Here is a 17,001-nt window from a genome sequence, read left to right as displayed (position 1 = left end):
CGGCCGACCCCGACGTGATCTTCCTGGCCGAGGCGTTCACCCGGCCCGCGATGATGCGCACCCTGGCCCAGACCGGCTTCCAGCAGTCGTACACGTACTTCACCTGGCGCAACACCAAACAGGAACTCACCGAGTACGCCACCGAACTCGCCGGTGAGACCGCCTCCTACATGCGCCCGAACTTCTTCACGAACACCCCGGACATCCTGCACGCCTACCTCCAGCAGGGCGGCCGGCCCGCGTTCGAGGCCCGGGCCGTGCTCGCCGCCACCCTCTCCCCGACCTGGGGCATCTACAGCGGCTACGAACTCTGCGAGAACACCCCGCTCAAGGAGGGGAGCGAGGAATACCTCGACTCCGAGAAGTACCAGCTCAGGCCACGGGACTGGGACCGCGCCGACACCGACGGCATCGCCCCGCTCATCACCCGCCTCAACACCGTCCGGCGCCGCCATCCCGCGCTCCGGCAGCTGCGCAACCTGCGCTTCCACCCGACGGACAACGACTCCGTCATCGCGTACAGCAAGCGCACCGGGCCGGACACGGTTCTGGTGGTCGTCAACCTCGATCCGCACCACACCCAGGAGGCCACGGTCTCGTTGGACATGCCGCAACTCGGCCTGGACTGGCACGCCGTCCTGTCCGTGCAGGACGAACTGACGGGTGAGACCTACTCATGGGGCAGGACCAACTATGTGCGCCTCGTCCCCGGCCGGACGCCGGCGCACGTGCTCCAGGTAGGGCGGCCGACACCAGCGAACGGAGGGCCCAGCGCGTCATGACTGTCAACGACCCCGTCCCGGACACCTTCGAGGACACACCTGCCAGGGACCGGGACCCGGACTGGTTCAAACGCGCCGTCTTCTACGAGGTCCTGGTCCGCTCGTTCCAGGACAGCAACGGCGACGGCATCGGCGACCTCAAAGGCCTGACCGCGAAGCTCGACTACCTCCAGTGGCTCGGCGTCGACTGCCTCTGGCTGCCGCCCTTCTTCAAGTCCCCGCTGCGGGACGGCGGTTACGACGTCTCCGACTACACCGCCGTACTCCCCGAGTTCGGCGACCTCGCCGACTTCGTGGAGTTCGTCGACGCCGCCCACCAGCGCGGCATGCGCGTCATCATCGACTTCGTCGTCAACCACACCAGCGACCAGCACCCGTGGTTCCAGGAGTCCCGGAAGAACCCGGACGGCCCCTACGGCGACTTCTACATGTGGGCCGACGACGACAAGAAATACCAGGACGCGCGGATCATCTTCGTCGACACCGAGGTCTCCAACTGGACCTACGACCCGGTGCGCGGCCAGTACTACTTCCACCGGTTCTTCTCGCACCAGCCCGACCTCAACTACGAGAACCCGGCCGTCCAGGAGGAGGTGCTGGCGGCCCTCCGGTTCTGGCTGGACCTGGGCATCGACGGCTTCCGCCTCGACGCCGTGCCGTACCTGTACGCGGAGGAAGGCACCAACTGCGAGAACCTGCCGCCCACCCACGAGTTCCTGAGGCGGGTCCGCCGCGAGATCGACGCCATGTTCCCGGACACCGTGCTGCTGGCCGAGGCCAACCAGTGGCCGGAGGACGTCGTCGACTACTTCGGCGACTACGACAAGGGCGGCGACGAATGCCACATGGCGTTCCACTTCCCGGTCATGCCGCGGATCTTCATGGCCGTGCGCAGGGAATCGCGCTACCCCGTCTCGGAGATCCTCGCCAAGACCCCCGCCATCCCGTCCGGCTGCCAGTGGGGCATCTTCCTGCGCAACCACGACGAACTCACCCTGGAGATGGTCACCGACGAGGAACGCGACTACATGTGGGCCGAGTACGCGAAGGACCCGCGTATGCGCGCCAACATCGGCATCCGCCGCCGCCTGGCCACCCTCCTCGACAACGACCGCAACCAGATCGAACTCTTCACCGCCCTGCTCCTCTCCCTGCCCGGCTCACCGATCCTCTACTACGGCGACGAGATCGGCATGGGCGACAACATCTGGCTCGGCGACCGCGACGCCGTCCGCACCCCCATGCAGTGGACCCCCGACCGCAACGCCGGCTTCTCCTCCTGCGACCCCGGACGCCTCTACCTCCCCACGATCATGGACCCCGTCTACGGCTACCAGGTCACCAACGTCGAGGCCTCCATGTCCTCCCCGTCGTCCCTGCTGCACTGGACCCGCCGCATGATCGAGATCCGCAAGCAGAATCCTGCCTTCGGACTGGGGTCCTACACCGAACTCCAGTCGTCGAACCCCGCCGTCCTCGCGTTCCTGCGCGAGTACGAGGACGATCTCGTGCTCTGTGTCCACAACTTCTCGCGGTTCGCGCAGCCCACCGAGCTCGATCTGCGGGCCTACGACAGCCGCCATCCGGTCGAGCTGATCGGTGGGGTGCGGTTCCCCGCCGTCGGTGAACTGCCGTATCTGCTCACCCTCGCGGGGCACGGCTTCTACTGGTTCCGGCTCTCCCGAGTCGCCTCCCCCATCGGCCGTCGGGGCTGAGCGTGCGGAGCCGAGGAAAGGACGCGTCACCATGACGAAGACAGTCGACCTGCCCCGGGGCACGACGGCCGGCCTCGACCGGCCGCTGCTCTCGCTGGGCGGGATGCTCCGCGACTGGCTGCCCCGGCAGCGCTGGTTCGCGGGCAAGGACCGGCCCGTCACCGAGCTGTCCGTGCTGTCCGTGACCGAACTCTTCCCCGGGTGCCTGCACCTGCTGGTCCACGCCGACCACTCCCCCCACGGGGGGACCACCCCGTCCGGTGACTGCTACCAGCTCCTGCTCGGTGTCCGCGAACACCGCGCGCCCAGGCTGGAGCGGGCCTACATAGGCCGGGCCGAGGAGGGCCCGCTGGCCGGACTCGCCGTCTACGACGCCCTGTACGACCCGCGCGCCGCCGAACTCCTCCTGGAGCGGCTGCGGATACCCGGCACGGCCGGCCCGCTGCGCTTCGAGACCGCCCCGCAGACCCGGATACCCGGCGGACTCGCGCCCCGGCTGCTGGACGCCGAGCAGTCCAACTCCTCCCTGGTGTACGGCGACTCCTACATCCTGAAGGTCTTCCGGCGGATACAGCCCGGCGTCAACCCGGACCTGGAGGTCCCCGGCGCGCTGGCCGCGCAGGGCTGCGCCCGGGTGCCGGCGCCGGTGGCCTGGTTCCGCACCACCGAGCCGAGCCCGGCGACCCTCGGGGTGCTGCAGCCCTTCCTGCCCGGCGCGGCCGACGGCTGGACCCTGGCCCTGCGCGCCCTTGCCGCCGGGGACGACTTCACCACCGAGGCGCACGAGCTGGGACGGGCCACCGCGGACGTGCATCTCGCGCTCGCCACCGCCTTCCCGTCCGCCGTCCACGACGAACACAGCCGCACGGCGCAGGCGATGTCTGCGCGGCTGGCCGCTGCCGCGGACGCGGTGCCGGTCCTGCGGCCCTTCGTCCCCGGGCTGCACGGCGCCTTCGACGCCCTCGCCACCTGTGACGCGGGACCGCTCGCGCAGCGGATCCACGGCGACCTCCACCTCGGGCAGGTGCTGCGCGCGGACCACGAATGGTTCGTCATCGACTTCGAGGGCGAGCCGTCCCGGCCGCTCGCCGAACGGCGCAGCACCCAGTCGCCGGTGCGGGACGTCGCCGGGATGCTGCGCTCCTTCGACTACGCCGCCCGCCAGCGCCGCCCGTGGCGCCCGGAGTGGGCCCGCCGCTGCCGGGAGGCCTACTGCGCGGGTTACGCTGCCCGGGCCGGCTGGGACCCGCGCAAGAAGCACGCACTGCTGCGCGCCCACGAGACGGACCGCGCGGTGTACGAGGTGGTGTACGAAGCCCGGCACCGGCCGGCCTGGCTTCCGGTTCCGATGGCCGCGATCGAGCGGCTCGCCCGCTGGAGAGGCTGACGTCATGGCACTGCGCGACTCCTCGCTCCCGGAGCCCTCCGGCCCCTCCCGCCCCACGGTCCCGCCCCTGGACGCCGAGGACCGCGGGCGGCTGCTCGCGGGCACCCACCACGATCCGCACGCCCTGCTCGGCGCCCACCCGGTGGACGGCGGCACCCTCTTCCGCGCGCTGCGCCCGCACGCCCGCGCCGTGAGCGTGGTCGTCGACGGGGTACGCACGCCGCTGGCCCCCGAGGACGACGGGTTCTTCGCGGCCGTGCTGCCGTACGCCGAGGTCCCGTCGTACACCCTCTTCGTCGAGTACGAGGACCCGGAGGACGGGGAGGGCGGGGAGGACGGAGCGGCCCGTGAGCACGAGGTCCACGACCCGTACCGTTTTCTGCCCGCGCTCGGTGAGTTCGATCTGCACCTGATCCGGGAGGGGCGGCACGAGCAGTTGTGGAAGGCGCTCGGTGCCGAGCCGATGACCCATGACGGGGTGGCCGGCACCCGGTTCACGGTGTGGGCGCCGAACGCCCAGGGGGTGCGGGTGGCCGGGGACTTCACATGCTGGGACGGCACGCAGTTCCCGATGCGTTCGCTGGGCGCGGCCGGGGTGTGGGAGCTGTTCCTGCCGGGGGTGGGCGAGGGGGCCCGGTACAAGTTCGAGATCACCTCACGGCACGGCGGCCGGTTCCTCAAGGCGGACCCGATGGCCCGGCGGACGGAGGTGCCGCCCGCGACCGCCTCGATCGTGACGGCGTCCCGGTACGAGTGGGGCGACGCGGAGTGGATGGCGCACCGGGGCGACGTCCCGGTGCACGAGGCGCCGTTCTCGGTGTACGAGGTGCATCTGCCGTCCTGGCGGCCGGGCCTGACCTACCGGCAGCTGGCTGAGGAACTGCCCGCCTACGTCGGCGACCTGGGCTTCACCCACGTCGAGTTCATGCCGGTCGCCGAGCACCCCTTCGGCGGCTCCTGGGGCTACCAGGTCACCGGCTTCTACGCACCGACCTCCCGGCTCGGCGCCCCCGACGACTTCAAATACCTGGTCGACGCGCTGCACCGGGCCGGCATCGGCGTGATCATGGACTGGGTGCCGGCGCACTTCCCCAAGGACGACTGGGCGCTGGCCCGCTTCGACGGGGACCCGCTGTACGAGCCCGGGGACGAGCGGCGGGCCGAGCATCCGGACTGGGGGACCTACGAGTTCGACCTCGGCCGGGTGGAGGTGCGCAACTTCCTGGTCGCCAACGCGGTGTACTGGTGCGAGGAGTTCCACGTCGACGGGCTGCGGGTGGACGCGGTCGCCTCGATGCTCTACCTCGACTACTCGCGGGACTCCGGGCAGTGGACGCCGAACGTGTTCGGCGGGCGCGAGGACCTGGACGCGGTGGCGTTCCTCCAGGAGATGAACGCCACCGTGTACCGGCGGGCGCCCGGGGTGGTGACCATCGCCGAGGAGTCCACCGCGTGGGACGGGGTGACCCGGCCGACCGACAGCGGCGGGCTGGGCTTCGGCCTCAAGTGGAACATGGGCTGGATGCACGACTCGCTGGAGTACATCGAGCACGAGCCGGTGCACCGCAAGTACCACCACCACGAGATGACCTTCTCGATGGTCTACGCGTACAGCGAGAACTACGTCCTGCCCATCTCCCACGACGAGGTCGTGCACGGCAAGCGGTCACTCGTCTCCAAGATGCCCGGCGACTGGTGGCAGCAGCGCGCCAACCACCGTGCGTATCTGGCCTTCATGTGGGCCCATCCGGGCAAGCAACTGCTCTTCATGGGGCAGGAGTTCGCCCAGGGCGGCGAGTGGTCCCACGCCGACGGCCCCGACTGGTGGCTGCTCGACCCCGGGTACGGGGCCGCGGCCGATCACCGGGGTGTCCGGGATCTGGTCCGCGATCTCAACTCCGGGTACCGGGCGCACCCCGCGCTGTGGCAGCGGGACACCGATCCGGCGGGGTTCCAGTGGGTCCTGGGGGACGCGGCCGAGGACAACGTCTTCGCCTTCCTGAGGTTCGATGCCGAGGCCCGGCCGCTGCTGGCGGTCTCCAACCTCTCCCCCGTGGTCCGTCCCGGCTACCGGCTGGGCGTGCCCAAGGGGACGCCCGTCTGGCAGGAGATCCTCAACACCGACAGTGCCCGGTACGGCGGCGGGGACGTCGTCAGCCGGGGGCCGCTGCTCGCCGACGACGGGGCTCTGCGGCTCACACTGCCCCCGCTGGGCACGGTGTGGCTGGAGCCTGTCGCCCCGTAGCCCGCCGAGGGCCGCGTCACGTGTTTCCGCTGCCGGGTCCGGGCAGTCCGGGATGAAAGACCCCGCCGCGCCCGGTCGCGGCCCGGCCGGAGGGCGGTTCCCCGTGCTGCGTACCGTCGGAGTGGAGGAAGAACTTCTGCTGGTCCACCCGGACAGCGGGGAGCCGGTCCCCCGGTCGACCGCCGTCGTCGACCGGGCCACGCTGGACGATCCCGGGCAGGCCGTGTTCCAGACCGAGCTGTTCGGGCAGATGCTGGAGATCGCGACCAGTCCGCAGCGGGACATGGCGGAACTGGGCGCCGAGATCGTCGGCTGCCGCAAGGAGGCGGGCCGGCTGGCCGGCGAGATCGGCTGCGCGGTCGCGGCGCTCGCCACCTACCCCCTGCCGGTCGACCCGGCGCTCACCCGGCAGGAGCGCTACCGCTGGATGGCCGGGCGGTACGGCGCCGCCATGGTGGACTGGTTCGTCTGCGGCTGCCATGTGCACGTGTCGGTGGAGTCCGACGAGGAGGGCGTCGCCGTCCTCGACCGGATCCGGCCCTGGCTCCCGGTACTGCGCGCGCTCAGCGTCAACTCGCCGTTCTGGCAGGGCCGGGACTCCGGTTACGACAGCTTCCGCAGCCGGCTGTGGGCGCGCGGCCCGTCGGCGGGGCCGACCGAGCTGTTCGGCTCGCCCGAGCGGTACCGGACGCGGGTCGCGGACATGGTGGCCAGCGGGGTCATCCTCGACACGGGGATGGTGTACTTCGACGCCCGGCTGTCCACGCGCTACCCGACGGTGGAGATCCGGGTGGCCGACGTGTGCCTGCGGGCGGACACCACCGTCCTGGTCGCCACGCTGACCCGCGCCCTGGTGGAGACGGCCGCGCGGGACTGGCGGGCCGGGCGGCCACCGCTCGACCCCAGCGTGAGCATGCTCCGGCTGGCCTCCTGGCAGGCCGCCCGCCTCGGCCTGGAGGAGGACCTCCTCGACCCGGTGACCATGCGGCCCCGGCCCGCCGTCGAGGTGGTGCGGGCGCTTCTCGCGCACACCGCGGAGGCGCTCGCCGACAGCGGTGACACGGTCGGCGTCGAGGAGGCCGTCGCACAGCTGCTGCACAGGGGTACCGGCGCCCGTGAGCAGCGGTCGTTCCTGGCGCGCGCCGGGAGCCTGCGGGATGTCGTCGTGGAGTGCGTGCGCCGCACCCAGGGCTGACCTCCCGCGCTGAGCTCTGTCATCGGGGGGAAGCGAGTTGACCGTTCCCGACACGAGCCGCACTTCCCTGGGCTAGATTCGACCCGCGTCGACAACAGTACCGATCGGGAGGGTAACCCTCCGTACATCCAGGAGCAGCGCATGCGCGACTACGCCCTCGCTCCGACGACCGCTTCGACCCTGACCGGCGGGCTCGCCGACAGCGTCTTCGAGACGGCGGACCGGAATCCCACCCTGCCGGTGCTGGCGCGCCGGCCCGAGGGCGCCCCCGCGGGCTGGGAGGAGGTCACCGCGGTCGAACTGCGGGACGAGGTGGTCGACCTGGCCAAGGGGCTGATCGCGTCGGGGATCTCGCCCGGGCAGCGGGTGGCCGTGATGGCGCGGACACGCTACGAGTGGACGGTGATCGGCCTCGCGCTGTGGTCGGTGGGCGCGGAGGTCGTCCCGATCCATCCGACGTCCTCGCGGGACCAGGTCGAGTGGATCCTGCGGGACGCCCGCTGTGTGGCCGTGGTGGTCGAGGACGAGCAGGCGGTGATGACCGTCGGCACGGTGTGCGAGGGGCTGCCCGCGCTCAAGCACGTGTGGCAGCTGGACGCGGGGGCGCTGCCCGAGCTGGTGCGGAAGGGCACGTTCGTCCCGCTGACGACGGTGGAGTCGCTGCGCCGGATCGTGATGCCCGACTCGACGGCGGCCATCACCTACACCTCCGGCACGTCGGGCCGGCCGCTGGGCTGCGCGCTGAGCCACCAGGGGCTCGCCTACCCGTGCGACACCCTGCTGGCGGGCTGGGGGCACACCGCGTCCCGCCCGGGGGAACAGGCCTCCGTCCTGGCCTTCCTGCCGTTCTCGCACGTGTACGGGCTGATGATCATGGTGATCTGCCTGCGCGGCGGGATCCTGATGGGGCACGAGCCGGAGATGACCGAGTCCGCGCTGGCCGCGGCGCTGGGCACGTTCCGGCCGACGTATCTGTACGCGGTGCCCTCGGTGCTGGAGAAGCTGTACAAGACTTTCCTGCGCACCTCGCAGCAGCACGGCCGGGGTGCCCTGTTCGAGCGGGCCGCGGAGACCGCGCGGGACTTCGCCGCGGCTCTGGAACGGCAGCGGCTGGGCACCGGTTCCGGACCGGGCTTCGACCTGCGGCTGCAACACGCCCTGTACGAGCGGACGGTGTACCGCAAGCTGCGGGGCGCACTCGGCGGGCGGGTGCTGCGGGCCACCTCCGGCGGTTCCTCGCTCAGCCGTGAACTCACCCTGTTCTACGAGGGCATCGGCATGTACGTCCACGACGGCTACGGCCTCACCGAGTCCAGCGGCGGGATCACCATGCAGCCGCTGGGGCGGGAGAAGTCGGGCACGGTGGGCCAGGCCCTGCCGGGCACCCAGATCCAGGTGGCCGAAGACGGCGAGATCCTGGTGCGCGGTCCTTCGGTGTTCCAGGGGTACGTCGGTGACGACTACGCGACCCGGGCCGCGCTGCGCGGCGGCTGGCTGGCCACCGGGGACATCGGGCGGCTGGACTCGGAGGGCTATCTGACCATCACGGGCCGCAAGAAGGACATCATCATCACGAGCAGCGGCAAGAGCGTGGCGCCGGCCCCGCTGGAGCAGCGGCTGCGGATGCACCCGCTGGTGCACCAGGCGGTGGTCGTCGGCGACGACCGGCCGTGTGTGGGCGCGCTGATCACCCTGGACCCGGACTTCCTCGCGCACTGGCGGGGCGGACTGGCGGTCGCGGGTGACTCGCCCGGGCGTGAGGCGCGGGAGGAGAACGCGCTGCGCGAGGAGATCGCCCGCGCCATCGCGTCCGCCAACAGCGTGGTGTCCCGGGCGGAGTCGATCCGGGTCTACCGGGTGCTCCAGGAACCGTTCGCCCCGGGCAACGGCATGCTGACGCCGTCGATGAAGCTGCGCCGGGACGCCATAGCGCGCCACTACGCGGCCGAGATCGACGCCATGTACCAGGCCCGCTCGCAGGCGGTGCGCCGCCCGGGCCAGCCCGAACCGGCGGACTGGGACGACTCCGACAACGTGTTCCGGTGAGCGGATCACGCGTATCCGGTGCCAGGGTGGGAACTCGCCGCGAAGGAGAAGGGACCAGCGCGACGAGAGCGCGTTTCCGGGACTGAGAGAGCCGAGATGGGGACCGGACCACGGCGGGACGACAGAGGATCCGCGCAGGAGGCCGACGCGTGCACGGTCCCCTTCCCGGGGCGGCTCCGCGATGTGACGGGTGCCCGGCTCGCCGCCGATGGCTACCTGGTCGGTCTCGCCCGCACGTCCCCGCCCACCGGTCCCGACTGCTGGAACGACATCCTGCTGGTCGTGACGGAGCTGGCCGCCAACGTCGTCCAGTACGCCCCGGGCCCCTTCGAACTGCGGATGCGCCGCACGTACGACGGGGTCCACGTCACGATGCACGACTCCAGCCGGGTCCGGCCCGAGCCGCGGCCCTTCCACCCGGACGGGGGCGGGGGCGGCGTCGGGTGGCATCTGCTGCACACCCTGTGCGACCAGGTCAGCGTGGTCGTCACCGCGGACGGCAAGGACGTCCACGCCTTCCTGCCCTGGTGAGGGAGTCGTGGGCGAGGGGCGGCGCGCCGAGGGCCGGGTGCGGTCACTCGGGCCGGTGCGCGACCACCCCGAACATCGTCACCGACATGTGCACCGCGCCCTGCTCGGCGGCCTCGGCGAGATCGGCGTACAGCGTGTCCCGCTGTTCCTCGGTGACGGCACCGGTGCGCACGGCGGCCTCGCCGAGCATGCGGATCAGCGGCCAGGCGACCGAGCCGTGGTCCTGGAGCAGGGCCTGCGAGCCGCGGTCGTCCACGACGAACCCGGCGGCGCTCAGCTGGCCGACCAGGCGGCGCCCGGAGTAGGGGTTGGCGCCGTTGAGGGCGGCCCCGGTCAGGGCGCGCACCACCACCGGGTCGCCGGGGTGCAGCAGGGTCGTCCCCCAGTCGGTGTCGAGCACCGCCACCCGGCCGCCGGGGCGCAGCACCCGCGCCATCTCGGCTACCGCGCGGTCGGGTTCGTGCAGGTGCTGGAGGACCCGCTCGCACCACACGACGTCCATCGAACCGTCCGGCACCGGCAGCGCCTCCGCCTCGCCCTGCAAAAAGCGGGCCCTGCTGTCGGCGGACCGCTCCTCGGCGACCGCGCGCAGACTCGGGTTGACCTCGACGCCGATGGCGACCCCGTCCGGGCCGAGGGCGGCGGCCAGCGCCCGGGTCTGCGAGCCGGTGCCGGAGCCCACGTCGAGAATCCGCTCGCCGGACCGCACCGCCAGTGCTTCCTCGGCCCAGGCGCGCAGCCGCCGTACGCCGGGGTTGGCGTCCTGGGAGTCCAGGGCGGCCACCAGCGGAGTCACGCGATCGCGGTCGATGTGCCGCTTCTGGAAGCCCGTTCCGGGCTGGGTCTGCGCCATGGCGGGCACTCTACTGGCGTATGTGATCGTCATGTGCAGGCCTGTGACCGGACGGGAGTCCGGCGCATATCTGTGCGACTGCCGGTTTCTCCCGGCGATCGAGGGGCATGCTGGAGCCCACGCGTTCGGCTGCCTGCACCGCCCGGCTGGCGGGACGGCGTCGGGCACGGTGGGATCGATGTGGTGCGAAGCAAGCGCTCCCGGGCACCCGGACGGCGTCGAGCCGGACGGCCTGGAGCAGCGGAAAGGGATACACCGTGACACGACCCAGGATCCTGGTGGTGGGCGCAGGCTTCGCCGGAGTGGGGTGCGTGCGCCGCCTGGAGCGGAAACTCTCGCCCGACGAGGCAGACGTCACCCTGGTGTCGCCGACCTCCTACCAGCTCTATCTGCCCCTGCTGCCGCAGGTCGCCTCGGGCGTGCTGACGCCCCAGTCGATCGCCGTCTCGCTGCGCCGCAGCAAGAGGTACCGCACCCGGATCCTCCCCGGCGGTGCGATCGGCGTGGACCTCAAGTCCAAGGTGTGCGTCGTCCGGACCATAACCGACCAGCTGGTCAACGAGCGGTACGACTACATCGTGCTGGCCCCGGGCAGTGTCACCCGCACCTTCGACATCCCCGGTCTGACCGAGCACGCGTTCGGCATGAAGACCCTCGCCGAGGCCGCCTACATCCGCGACCACGTCATCGCCCAGCTCGATCTCGCCGACGCCAGCGACGACCCGGCCGAACGGGCCGCGCGGCTGCAGTTCGTGGTGGTCGGCGGCGGGTACGCGGGCACCGAGACCGCGGCCTGTCTGCAGAAGCTCACGCACGCGGCGCTGCACCGCTACCCGAACCTCGATCCCAGGCTGATCAAGTGGCACCTGATCGACATCGCCCCCAGGCTGATGCCGGAGCTGGGCGACAAGCTCGGCCGCAGCGCCCAGGAGATCCTGCGCCGCCGCGGTGTCGACGTCTCCCTCGGGGTGTCGATCGAGAAGGCCGGCCATCAGGAGGTCACCTTCACCGACGGCCGGGTGGTGCCCACCCACACGCTGATCTGGACGGCCGGGGTGGTCGCCAGCCCGCTGATCGCCACCATGGGCGCGGAGACGGTACGGGGACGGCTCGCGGTCACCGCCGAGATGGCCCTGCCCGGCCACGACGGGGTGTTCGCGCTCGGTGACGCGGCGGCCGTACCGGACAAGGCGAAGGACGAGGCGGGCGCGGTCTGCCCGCCGACCGCGCAGCACGCCATGCGGCAGGGCAAGGTGGTCGCCGACAACGTCATCGCGGCCCTGCGGGGCCAGGCGCTCCACCCGTACGTGCACAAGGACCTCGGTCTCGTGGTGGATCTCGGCGGCAAGGACGCGGTCTCCAAGCCGCTCGGCATCGAGCTGCGCGGGCTGCCCGCGCAGGCGGTGGCCCGCGGCTACCACTGGTCGGCGCTGCGCACCAACGTGGCCAAGACCCGGGTCGCGACCAACTGGCTGCTGAACGCGGTGGCCGGCGACGACTTCGTGCGGACGGGCTTCCAGTCCCGCAAGCCGGCCCGGCTCAAGGACTTCGAGTACACGGACACGTATCTGACACCGGAGCAGGTCAGAGCGCGCGCGGAGGGACCCGCGGACCCGGGCGGTTCGCCGGCGTGACGCAGAGCGCGGCTCGGTGACCGTGGCGGGGCGGTCGGCGTGGACGGAGTTCCGGGGGCGGCTCGCTGCGGCCGACCCCGGGCTGCTCAGGTTCACCGCCGGCCTGCGCACGGTCACGTCGATCGCGCTGACGCTCGCGGTGCTGGCGGCGCTGCGGACCGGGGTGACCCATCTGGTGGCCGGTGCCATCACGGCGATGGTGGCCACCTTCGCGATCCGGGAGAAGGGCCGGCCGGAGCAGGCCGTCACGCTCGCGCTGGGCCTGCCGGTGGCGCTGGCCTCGATGTCGCTGGGCGCGCTGCTCAACGCGCGGGTGGTGATGGGCGACCTGTTCTTCGTGGCGCTCATCTTCTGCGCGGTCTACAGCCGCCGTTTCGGCGACCGCGGTACGGCGCTGGGGCTGATCGGCTTCCAGATCTACTTCGCCTCGCTGTTCGTGCACGCGACCGTGTCCGCGCTGCCCGGCCTGTATCTCACGATCACGGTGGCGTTCGGCTGTGCGGCCGTGGCGCGCTTCGTGCTGGTGCGGGAGACCGCCGCGGGGATCCTGGACCGGCTGCGGCGGGCCTTCCGCGCCCGGCTCGCCCAACTGGTGTCCGCGCAGGCCGAGTTGCTCGATGCCGGACCGGAGGAGCTGGACAAGGCGGTGGAGGAGGTCCGGGTCAGGACCGCCCGGCTGCACGAGACGGCGCTGCTGATCCAGGGGCGGCTCACGGACGGCACCTCCGACGAGACGGTGGCGAGGCTGGTGCAGCGCCGGATCGCGGACGCGGAGATCGCCGCCGAGCGGCTCGGGCTGCTGCTGCTCACCGCCCGCAGCTCCGAGCGGGCGGACACGCTGACCCTGCATCTGCCGGGCGCCCCGCTGCCGTCGGCCGCCGTGGCTCCGGTGCGGGACGAGGCGATGGAGCGGCTGCGGCTCGATCTCGAGGCGCTGCGGCTGCTGGTGCTGCGGCCGGGCGGCCCGGAGAAGGGGACCGCGCTGGCCCGGCTGCGCAACCGGCTGCTCGGCTACCGCGAGGGGGAGAACCTGCCGGCCGCCTCGCCCGCCGTCCAGGACGTGTTCCGGGGCATCGGCGAGGCCGGGCGGGCGGTGCTGGGGCTGCGGATCGCGCTGGACGGGCCGCAGGACGAGTCCGACGACACCCCGGCGACCTCCCGCTCCCGCGAGGAACTGGACGCGGAGGACGCGGCCATCGAGGGCGTCGAGGAGGGCGAGCGGGAGACGGCGGAGGAGACCGGGCTGCGCCGGCCCACCACGCGGGCGGCGGTGCAGGTGGCGGTCGGCTCGTCGCTGGCCGTCGTCGGCGGCGAGTTCCTCTCCGCGCAGCGCTGGTACTGGGCGGTGCTGACCTGCTGGATCGTGTTCCTGAACACCGCGTCCACCGGGGAGATCCTGGTGAAGGGCTACCGGCGGCTGCTCGGCACGGTGCTCGGCGTGGTGGCGGGCATCGTGCTGGCGGGCCTGGTCGGGCACCACACCTGGACGGCGTTCGGGCTGGTGCTGCTCTTCATCTTCGCGATGTTCTACTCGGCGCCGATCTCGTACACCCTGATGTCGTTCTTCGTGACGGCGATGCTGGGCCTGCTCTACACGCTGCTCAACACCTACAGCCTGGACGTCCTGGTGCTGCGGGTGGCGGAGACCGCGCTCGGTGCGGTGTGCGGGGTGATCGCGGCAGCGGTGGTGCTGCCGGTGCACACCGACCGCCGTACCGACGAACTGCTGGTGACGACGTTGGACCGGCTGGCCGACGTGACCCGGGCCGCGGCCGACCAGCTGAGCGGGGCGCCGCCGGTGGACCTGGTGGAGAAGGCGCGGGACCTGGACCAGGCGCTGGCCGACCTGGCCGCGGCCGTCCAGCCGCTGACGCATCCGATCACCCCGCTGCGCTCCCGCCGGGACACCGCCCGCTATGTGGTGGCGCTCCTGGAGACCTGCGCCTACCACGCGCGTTCGCTGGCGGCCACGGCGGAGCTGCTGCCGACCCATCCGTCGATCGCGGCGGATCCCCGGCTGCGCGGGGCGGGACGGCGGATCGTGCACAACATCGAGGCGATCGCCGCCCATGTCGCCGGGAACGGACCGGACGCCGCGATCGAGACCGGCCCCAGCATCGCGTCGATGCTGGAACCGGGCACGCTGCGCGCCCCGCGCTACGGCAGGGTGACCGACCGCGTGCTGCGCCATCTCCAGCGCCTGGACGAGTCGGTGACGGGCCTGGCCCGCCCGCTGGAGGTCCCCGTCCGGCGGCCCGCCGCCCCCTGACCGGGTTCAGCCGGCGGTGCGGCCCAGTGCCTCGGCGCGGACCCGGGCGCAGCTGCGGCTGATCAGGCGGGACACGTGCATCTGGGAGATGCCCAGCCTGTCGGCGATCCGGCTCTGGGTCATGTCCTCGAAGAAGCGCATGTAGAGGATGGCGCGTTCGCGTTCGGGCAGCCGGCGCAGGCCTTCCTTGGCCGCCTCCCGGTCGACGACGACGTCGTAGGAGGTGTCGGAGTCGCCGAGGGTGTCGGCGAGGCTGTAGCCGTCCTCACCCGCGGCGAGTTCGGCGTCCAGGGACAGGGTGCTGAAGCTCTCCAGGGCCTCCAGGCCGGCGCCGACCTCGTCCTCGGTGAGGCCGGTGCGGGCGGCGAGGTCGCCGACCGTGGGCGCGGGCGAGCCCGGGTTCTGGGTGAGCTCGCGGCGGGCCACCCGTACCCGGTTGCGCAGTTCCTGCACCCGGCGCGGAACGCGCAGTGCCCACATCCGGTCGCGGAAGTGCCGCTTGACCTCACCGGTGATGGTGGGCACGGCGTAGCTCTCGAAGGCGCCGCGGGAGGGGTCGTACCGGTCCACGGCCTTGACCAGCCCGAGGGCGGCCACCTGCCGCAGGTCCTCGACGGACTCGCCGCGGTCGCGGAAGCGGCCGGCGATGCGGTGGGCCATGGGCAGCCAGGCGGCGACCAGTTCGTCGCGCAGGGCCTCCCGTTCGGGGCCGTCGCCGAGTTCGGCGAGGCGGGTGAAGCGGGCCGCCGTGTCGGGCGCGTCGTCGTGGGCGCGGGGCGTCGTGCGGGTGGTGGTGCCGAGTGTGCGGGAACGGCTGGTCGACAGGTCGGTGGGCATGCGGAATCGCTCCTGAACTGTGGTTTCAGGGCGTCACCGGAACGTGGTCCCGGGACTCGGCCCGAACTGCGATGTCAGGGTCGCCGCGGAAGCACCACCCGGACCGCTCTCTGCGGGCCCGGGGGCTGTCGTACGACTGCTCCCGTCGGCGCGCGCCTCCGGTCCGAAGCACGAAACTCCGTCTGCCCCTTCGGGCCGGGCGCAAACACCGTCCCCGGTACCGGCCGGTCCGCGGGATCAGCCCAGGGGCACGACGGCGGTGATCCGCTTGCCGCCGCAGGGCAGTCCGGCGACCTCCACGTCCCGGGCCAGCCGGCAGACGATGGGCCAGCCCCGGCCGCCGGACCGCCACCGGTGCCGGTCGTCCGCGGCCCGTTCGGTCACCGGTATCTCGTCGCTGCGGTCGCTGACCGACACCCGTACCGCGCGGCCCTCGACGTCGACGGCGAAGCCGGTGATCCCGCCGCCGTGCAGGATCGCGTTGGTGGTGAGTTCCGAGGTGACGAGCAGGGCGTCGTCGAGGGCCCGGTCGGGGCACGGCACTGCGCGTCGGGCGAGCGCGCCGCGTACGGCGCTGCGGGCGTCGGCGGGGCGCAGCGGCGGGCGGGGGGAATCGGGTGGTGCCGTCGTCGACTCGGTCCGGTAGTTGTCGTACATCCTTTCGCCCCCTGGGTGGTGGACCGGTGGGTGGGGTCTGCCCCGTCGTATCGGGGCTCTTCTCTTCGCCTCACCGGTCGGGGCGCGGCCAAACCCGTTCGCGGGCGGCAAGGGGCTCCCCAAAGTGAAACGGGTCACGTACCCTGTTCACGACTACGCGAAATAGCTCTGGATGGTTTACCGTTCATCCATAAGTGGTCGAGGAGTTGACAGCAGGTCCTCCGCGAACCACCTTTGAACGGCCCTGGCTGGCCTCCCCCGTCCAGCCAGGGCTTTTTCATGCCCGGACGGGTTCCCGGCGGCGATTCTCACCTTCTTCGAGGTGCCCGGCGGGGCGGCAGCGGCTGAAATGGGCGTAGGGAAAGCACCCCGTACCCTCGCCGGCGAGGAGCCCCGTGCCATGACCAAAGCGATCAAACTGCTCACCGCCCTGCCCCAGGCCCAGCGCGAGCGCCTCATGGAACTGGCTCACGAGGTGTCCTTCCCGGAGGACTCCAGGATCTTCGAGGCCGGCGGGACCGCGGACCGGTTCTGGGTGATCCGCTCGGGCGCGGTCAACCTGGACCAGGAGGTGACCGCCCGCAAGCGGGTCACCGTCGCCACCCTGGGCGCCGGCGACCTGCTCGGCTGGTCCTGGCTCTTCCCGCCGTACACCTGGGACTTCGGGGCGGTGGCCTTCAGCCAGGTACGGGCCTACGAGTACGACGCCTCGGCGGTGCTGGCGCTGTGCGTGGAGGACCCGCTGCTCGGCCTGTCGCTGGTACGCACCGTCGCCGAGATCCTCGCCAGCCGCCTGGAGGTCACCCGGGGCAAGCTCCTCGACGCCTACGTCGGGCGGCGCCCGGCGTGA

13 protein-coding genes are annotated in these 17,001 nt (G+C 72.0%); 10 read left to right on the top strand and 3 right to left on the bottom strand.

Translation table 11 applies throughout. The features are described 5' to 3' along the window. The 7 genes from AB0D74_RS38980 to AB0D74_RS38950 form a co-directional block, all read left to right on the top strand. Positions 1-782 (top strand): alpha amylase C-terminal domain-containing protein (locus AB0D74_RS38980; RefSeq protein WP_362597749.1); only part of this gene is annotated, 782 nt, incomplete at its 5' end. Beyond that, complete coding sequence (gene treS / locus AB0D74_RS38975) at positions 779-2,497, top strand: maltose alpha-D-glucosyltransferase (protein WP_362597745.1); 1,719 nt, start codon at positions 779-781, stop codon at positions 2,495-2,497. The genes AB0D74_RS38980 and treS, both read left to right, overlap by 4 nt. 31 nt (positions 2,498-2,528) lie before the next feature. Further along, on the top strand, positions 2,529-3,884 hold the full coding sequence (locus AB0D74_RS38970) for a maltokinase (protein WP_362597742.1): 1,356 nt from the start codon (positions 2,529-2,531) through the stop codon (positions 3,882-3,884). Between the two features lie 4 nt (positions 3,885-3,888). Next, positions 3,889-6,129, top strand: coding sequence for a 1,4-alpha-glucan branching enzyme (gene glgB / locus AB0D74_RS38965; RefSeq protein WP_362597739.1), 2,241 nt, complete (start codon positions 3,889-3,891; stop codon positions 6,127-6,129). Positions 6,130-6,235: 106 nt separating this feature from the next. Beyond that, positions 6,236-7,324 (top strand): glutamate--cysteine ligase, encoded by a 1,089-nt coding sequence (locus AB0D74_RS38960; RefSeq protein WP_362597777.1) that lies wholly within the window; start codon positions 6,236-6,238, stop codon positions 7,322-7,324. Between the two features lie 141 nt (positions 7,325-7,465). Further along, positions 7,466-9,370 (top strand): AMP-dependent synthetase/ligase, encoded by a 1,905-nt coding sequence (locus AB0D74_RS38955; protein WP_362597736.1) that lies wholly within the window; start codon positions 7,466-7,468, stop codon positions 9,368-9,370. Between the two features lie 96 nt (positions 9,371-9,466). Then, positions 9,467-9,901: an ATP-binding protein gene (locus AB0D74_RS38950; RefSeq protein WP_362597734.1), complete on the top strand. Its 435-nt coding sequence runs from the start codon at positions 9,467-9,469 to the stop codon at positions 9,899-9,901. A gap of 43 nt (positions 9,902-9,944) precedes the next feature. Here AB0D74_RS38950 and AB0D74_RS38945 read toward each other — a convergent pair whose 3' ends face one another. Then, positions 9,945-10,754, bottom strand: a complete 810-nt coding sequence (locus AB0D74_RS38945) for a methyltransferase domain-containing protein (RefSeq protein WP_362597731.1) — start codon at positions 10,752-10,754, stop codon at positions 9,945-9,947. 257 nt (positions 10,755-11,011) lie between these two features. Here AB0D74_RS38945 and AB0D74_RS38940 point away from each other — a divergent pair, with 257 nt between their 5' ends. Beyond that, the gene (locus AB0D74_RS38940; protein ID WP_362597728.1) at positions 11,012-12,388 is read left to right on the top strand and encodes an NAD(P)/FAD-dependent oxidoreductase; all 1,377 of its coding nucleotides are present in this window, start codon (positions 11,012-11,014) and stop codon (positions 12,386-12,388) included. 16 nt (positions 12,389-12,404) lie between these two features. Continuing rightward, on the top strand, positions 12,405-14,657 hold the full coding sequence (locus AB0D74_RS38935) for an FUSC family protein (RefSeq protein WP_362597725.1): 2,253 nt from the start codon (positions 12,405-12,407) through the stop codon (positions 14,655-14,657). Positions 14,658-14,663: 6 nt separating this feature from the next. Here AB0D74_RS38935 and AB0D74_RS38930 read toward each other — a convergent pair whose 3' ends face one another. After that, positions 14,664-15,494 carry a SigB/SigF/SigG family RNA polymerase sigma factor gene (locus AB0D74_RS38930; RefSeq protein ID WP_362597722.1) on the bottom strand — a complete coding sequence of 277 codons (831 nt, stop codon included), beginning with the start codon at positions 15,492-15,494 and terminating at the stop codon, positions 14,664-14,666. Positions 15,495-15,731: 237 nt separating this feature from the next. Continuing rightward, positions 15,732-16,151: an ATP-binding protein gene (locus AB0D74_RS38925; protein ID WP_362597719.1), complete on the bottom strand. Its 420-nt coding sequence runs from the start codon at positions 16,149-16,151 to the stop codon at positions 15,732-15,734. Positions 16,152-16,551: 400 nt separating this feature from the next. Here AB0D74_RS38925 and AB0D74_RS38920 point away from each other — a divergent pair, with 400 nt between their 5' ends. Beyond that, complete coding sequence (locus AB0D74_RS38920) at positions 16,552-17,001, top strand: cyclic nucleotide-binding domain-containing protein (RefSeq protein WP_362597716.1); 450 nt, start codon at positions 16,552-16,554, stop codon at positions 16,999-17,001.

This window comes from Streptomyces sp. NPDC048278, assembly GCF_040652195.1.
In the GTDB taxonomy this organism is placed as follows: domain Bacteria; phylum Actinomycetota; class Actinomycetes; order Streptomycetales; family Streptomycetaceae; genus Streptomyces.
The sequence above is the reverse complement of the archived record's forward strand: the minus strand, read 5'-3'. Positions and strand labels throughout refer to the sequence as shown.

Bases quoted from the DNA above. Each gene is read 5' to 3' on its own strand.
- treS (WP_362597745.1), top strand. From the start codon at position 779: ATGACTGTCAACGACCCCGTCCCGGACACCTTCGAGGACACACCTGCC.
- AB0D74_RS38970 (WP_362597742.1), top strand. From the start codon at position 2,529: ATGACGAAGACAGTCGACCTGCCCCGGGGCACGACGGCCGGCCTCGAC.
- glgB (WP_362597739.1), top strand. From the start codon at position 3,889: ATGGCACTGCGCGACTCCTCGCTCCCGGAGCCCTCCGGCCCCTCCCGC.
- AB0D74_RS38955 (WP_362597736.1), top strand. From the start codon at position 7,466: ATGCGCGACTACGCCCTCGCTCCGACGACCGCTTCGACCCTGACCGGC.
- AB0D74_RS38950 (WP_362597734.1), top strand. From the start codon at position 9,467: ATGGGGACCGGACCACGGCGGGACGACAGAGGATCCGCGCAGGAGGCC.
- AB0D74_RS38945 (WP_362597731.1), bottom strand. From the start codon at position 10,754: ATGGCGCAGACCCAGCCCGGAACGGGCTTCCAGAAGCGGCACATCGAC.
- AB0D74_RS38930 (WP_362597722.1), bottom strand. From the start codon at position 15,494: ATGCCCACCGACCTGTCGACCAGCCGTTCCCGCACACTCGGCACCACC.
- AB0D74_RS38925 (WP_362597719.1), bottom strand. From the start codon at position 16,151: ATGTACGACAACTACCGGACCGAGTCGACGACGGCACCACCCGATTCC.
- AB0D74_RS38920 (WP_362597716.1), top strand. From the start codon at position 16,552: ATGACCAAAGCGATCAAACTGCTCACCGCCCTGCCCCAGGCCCAGCGC.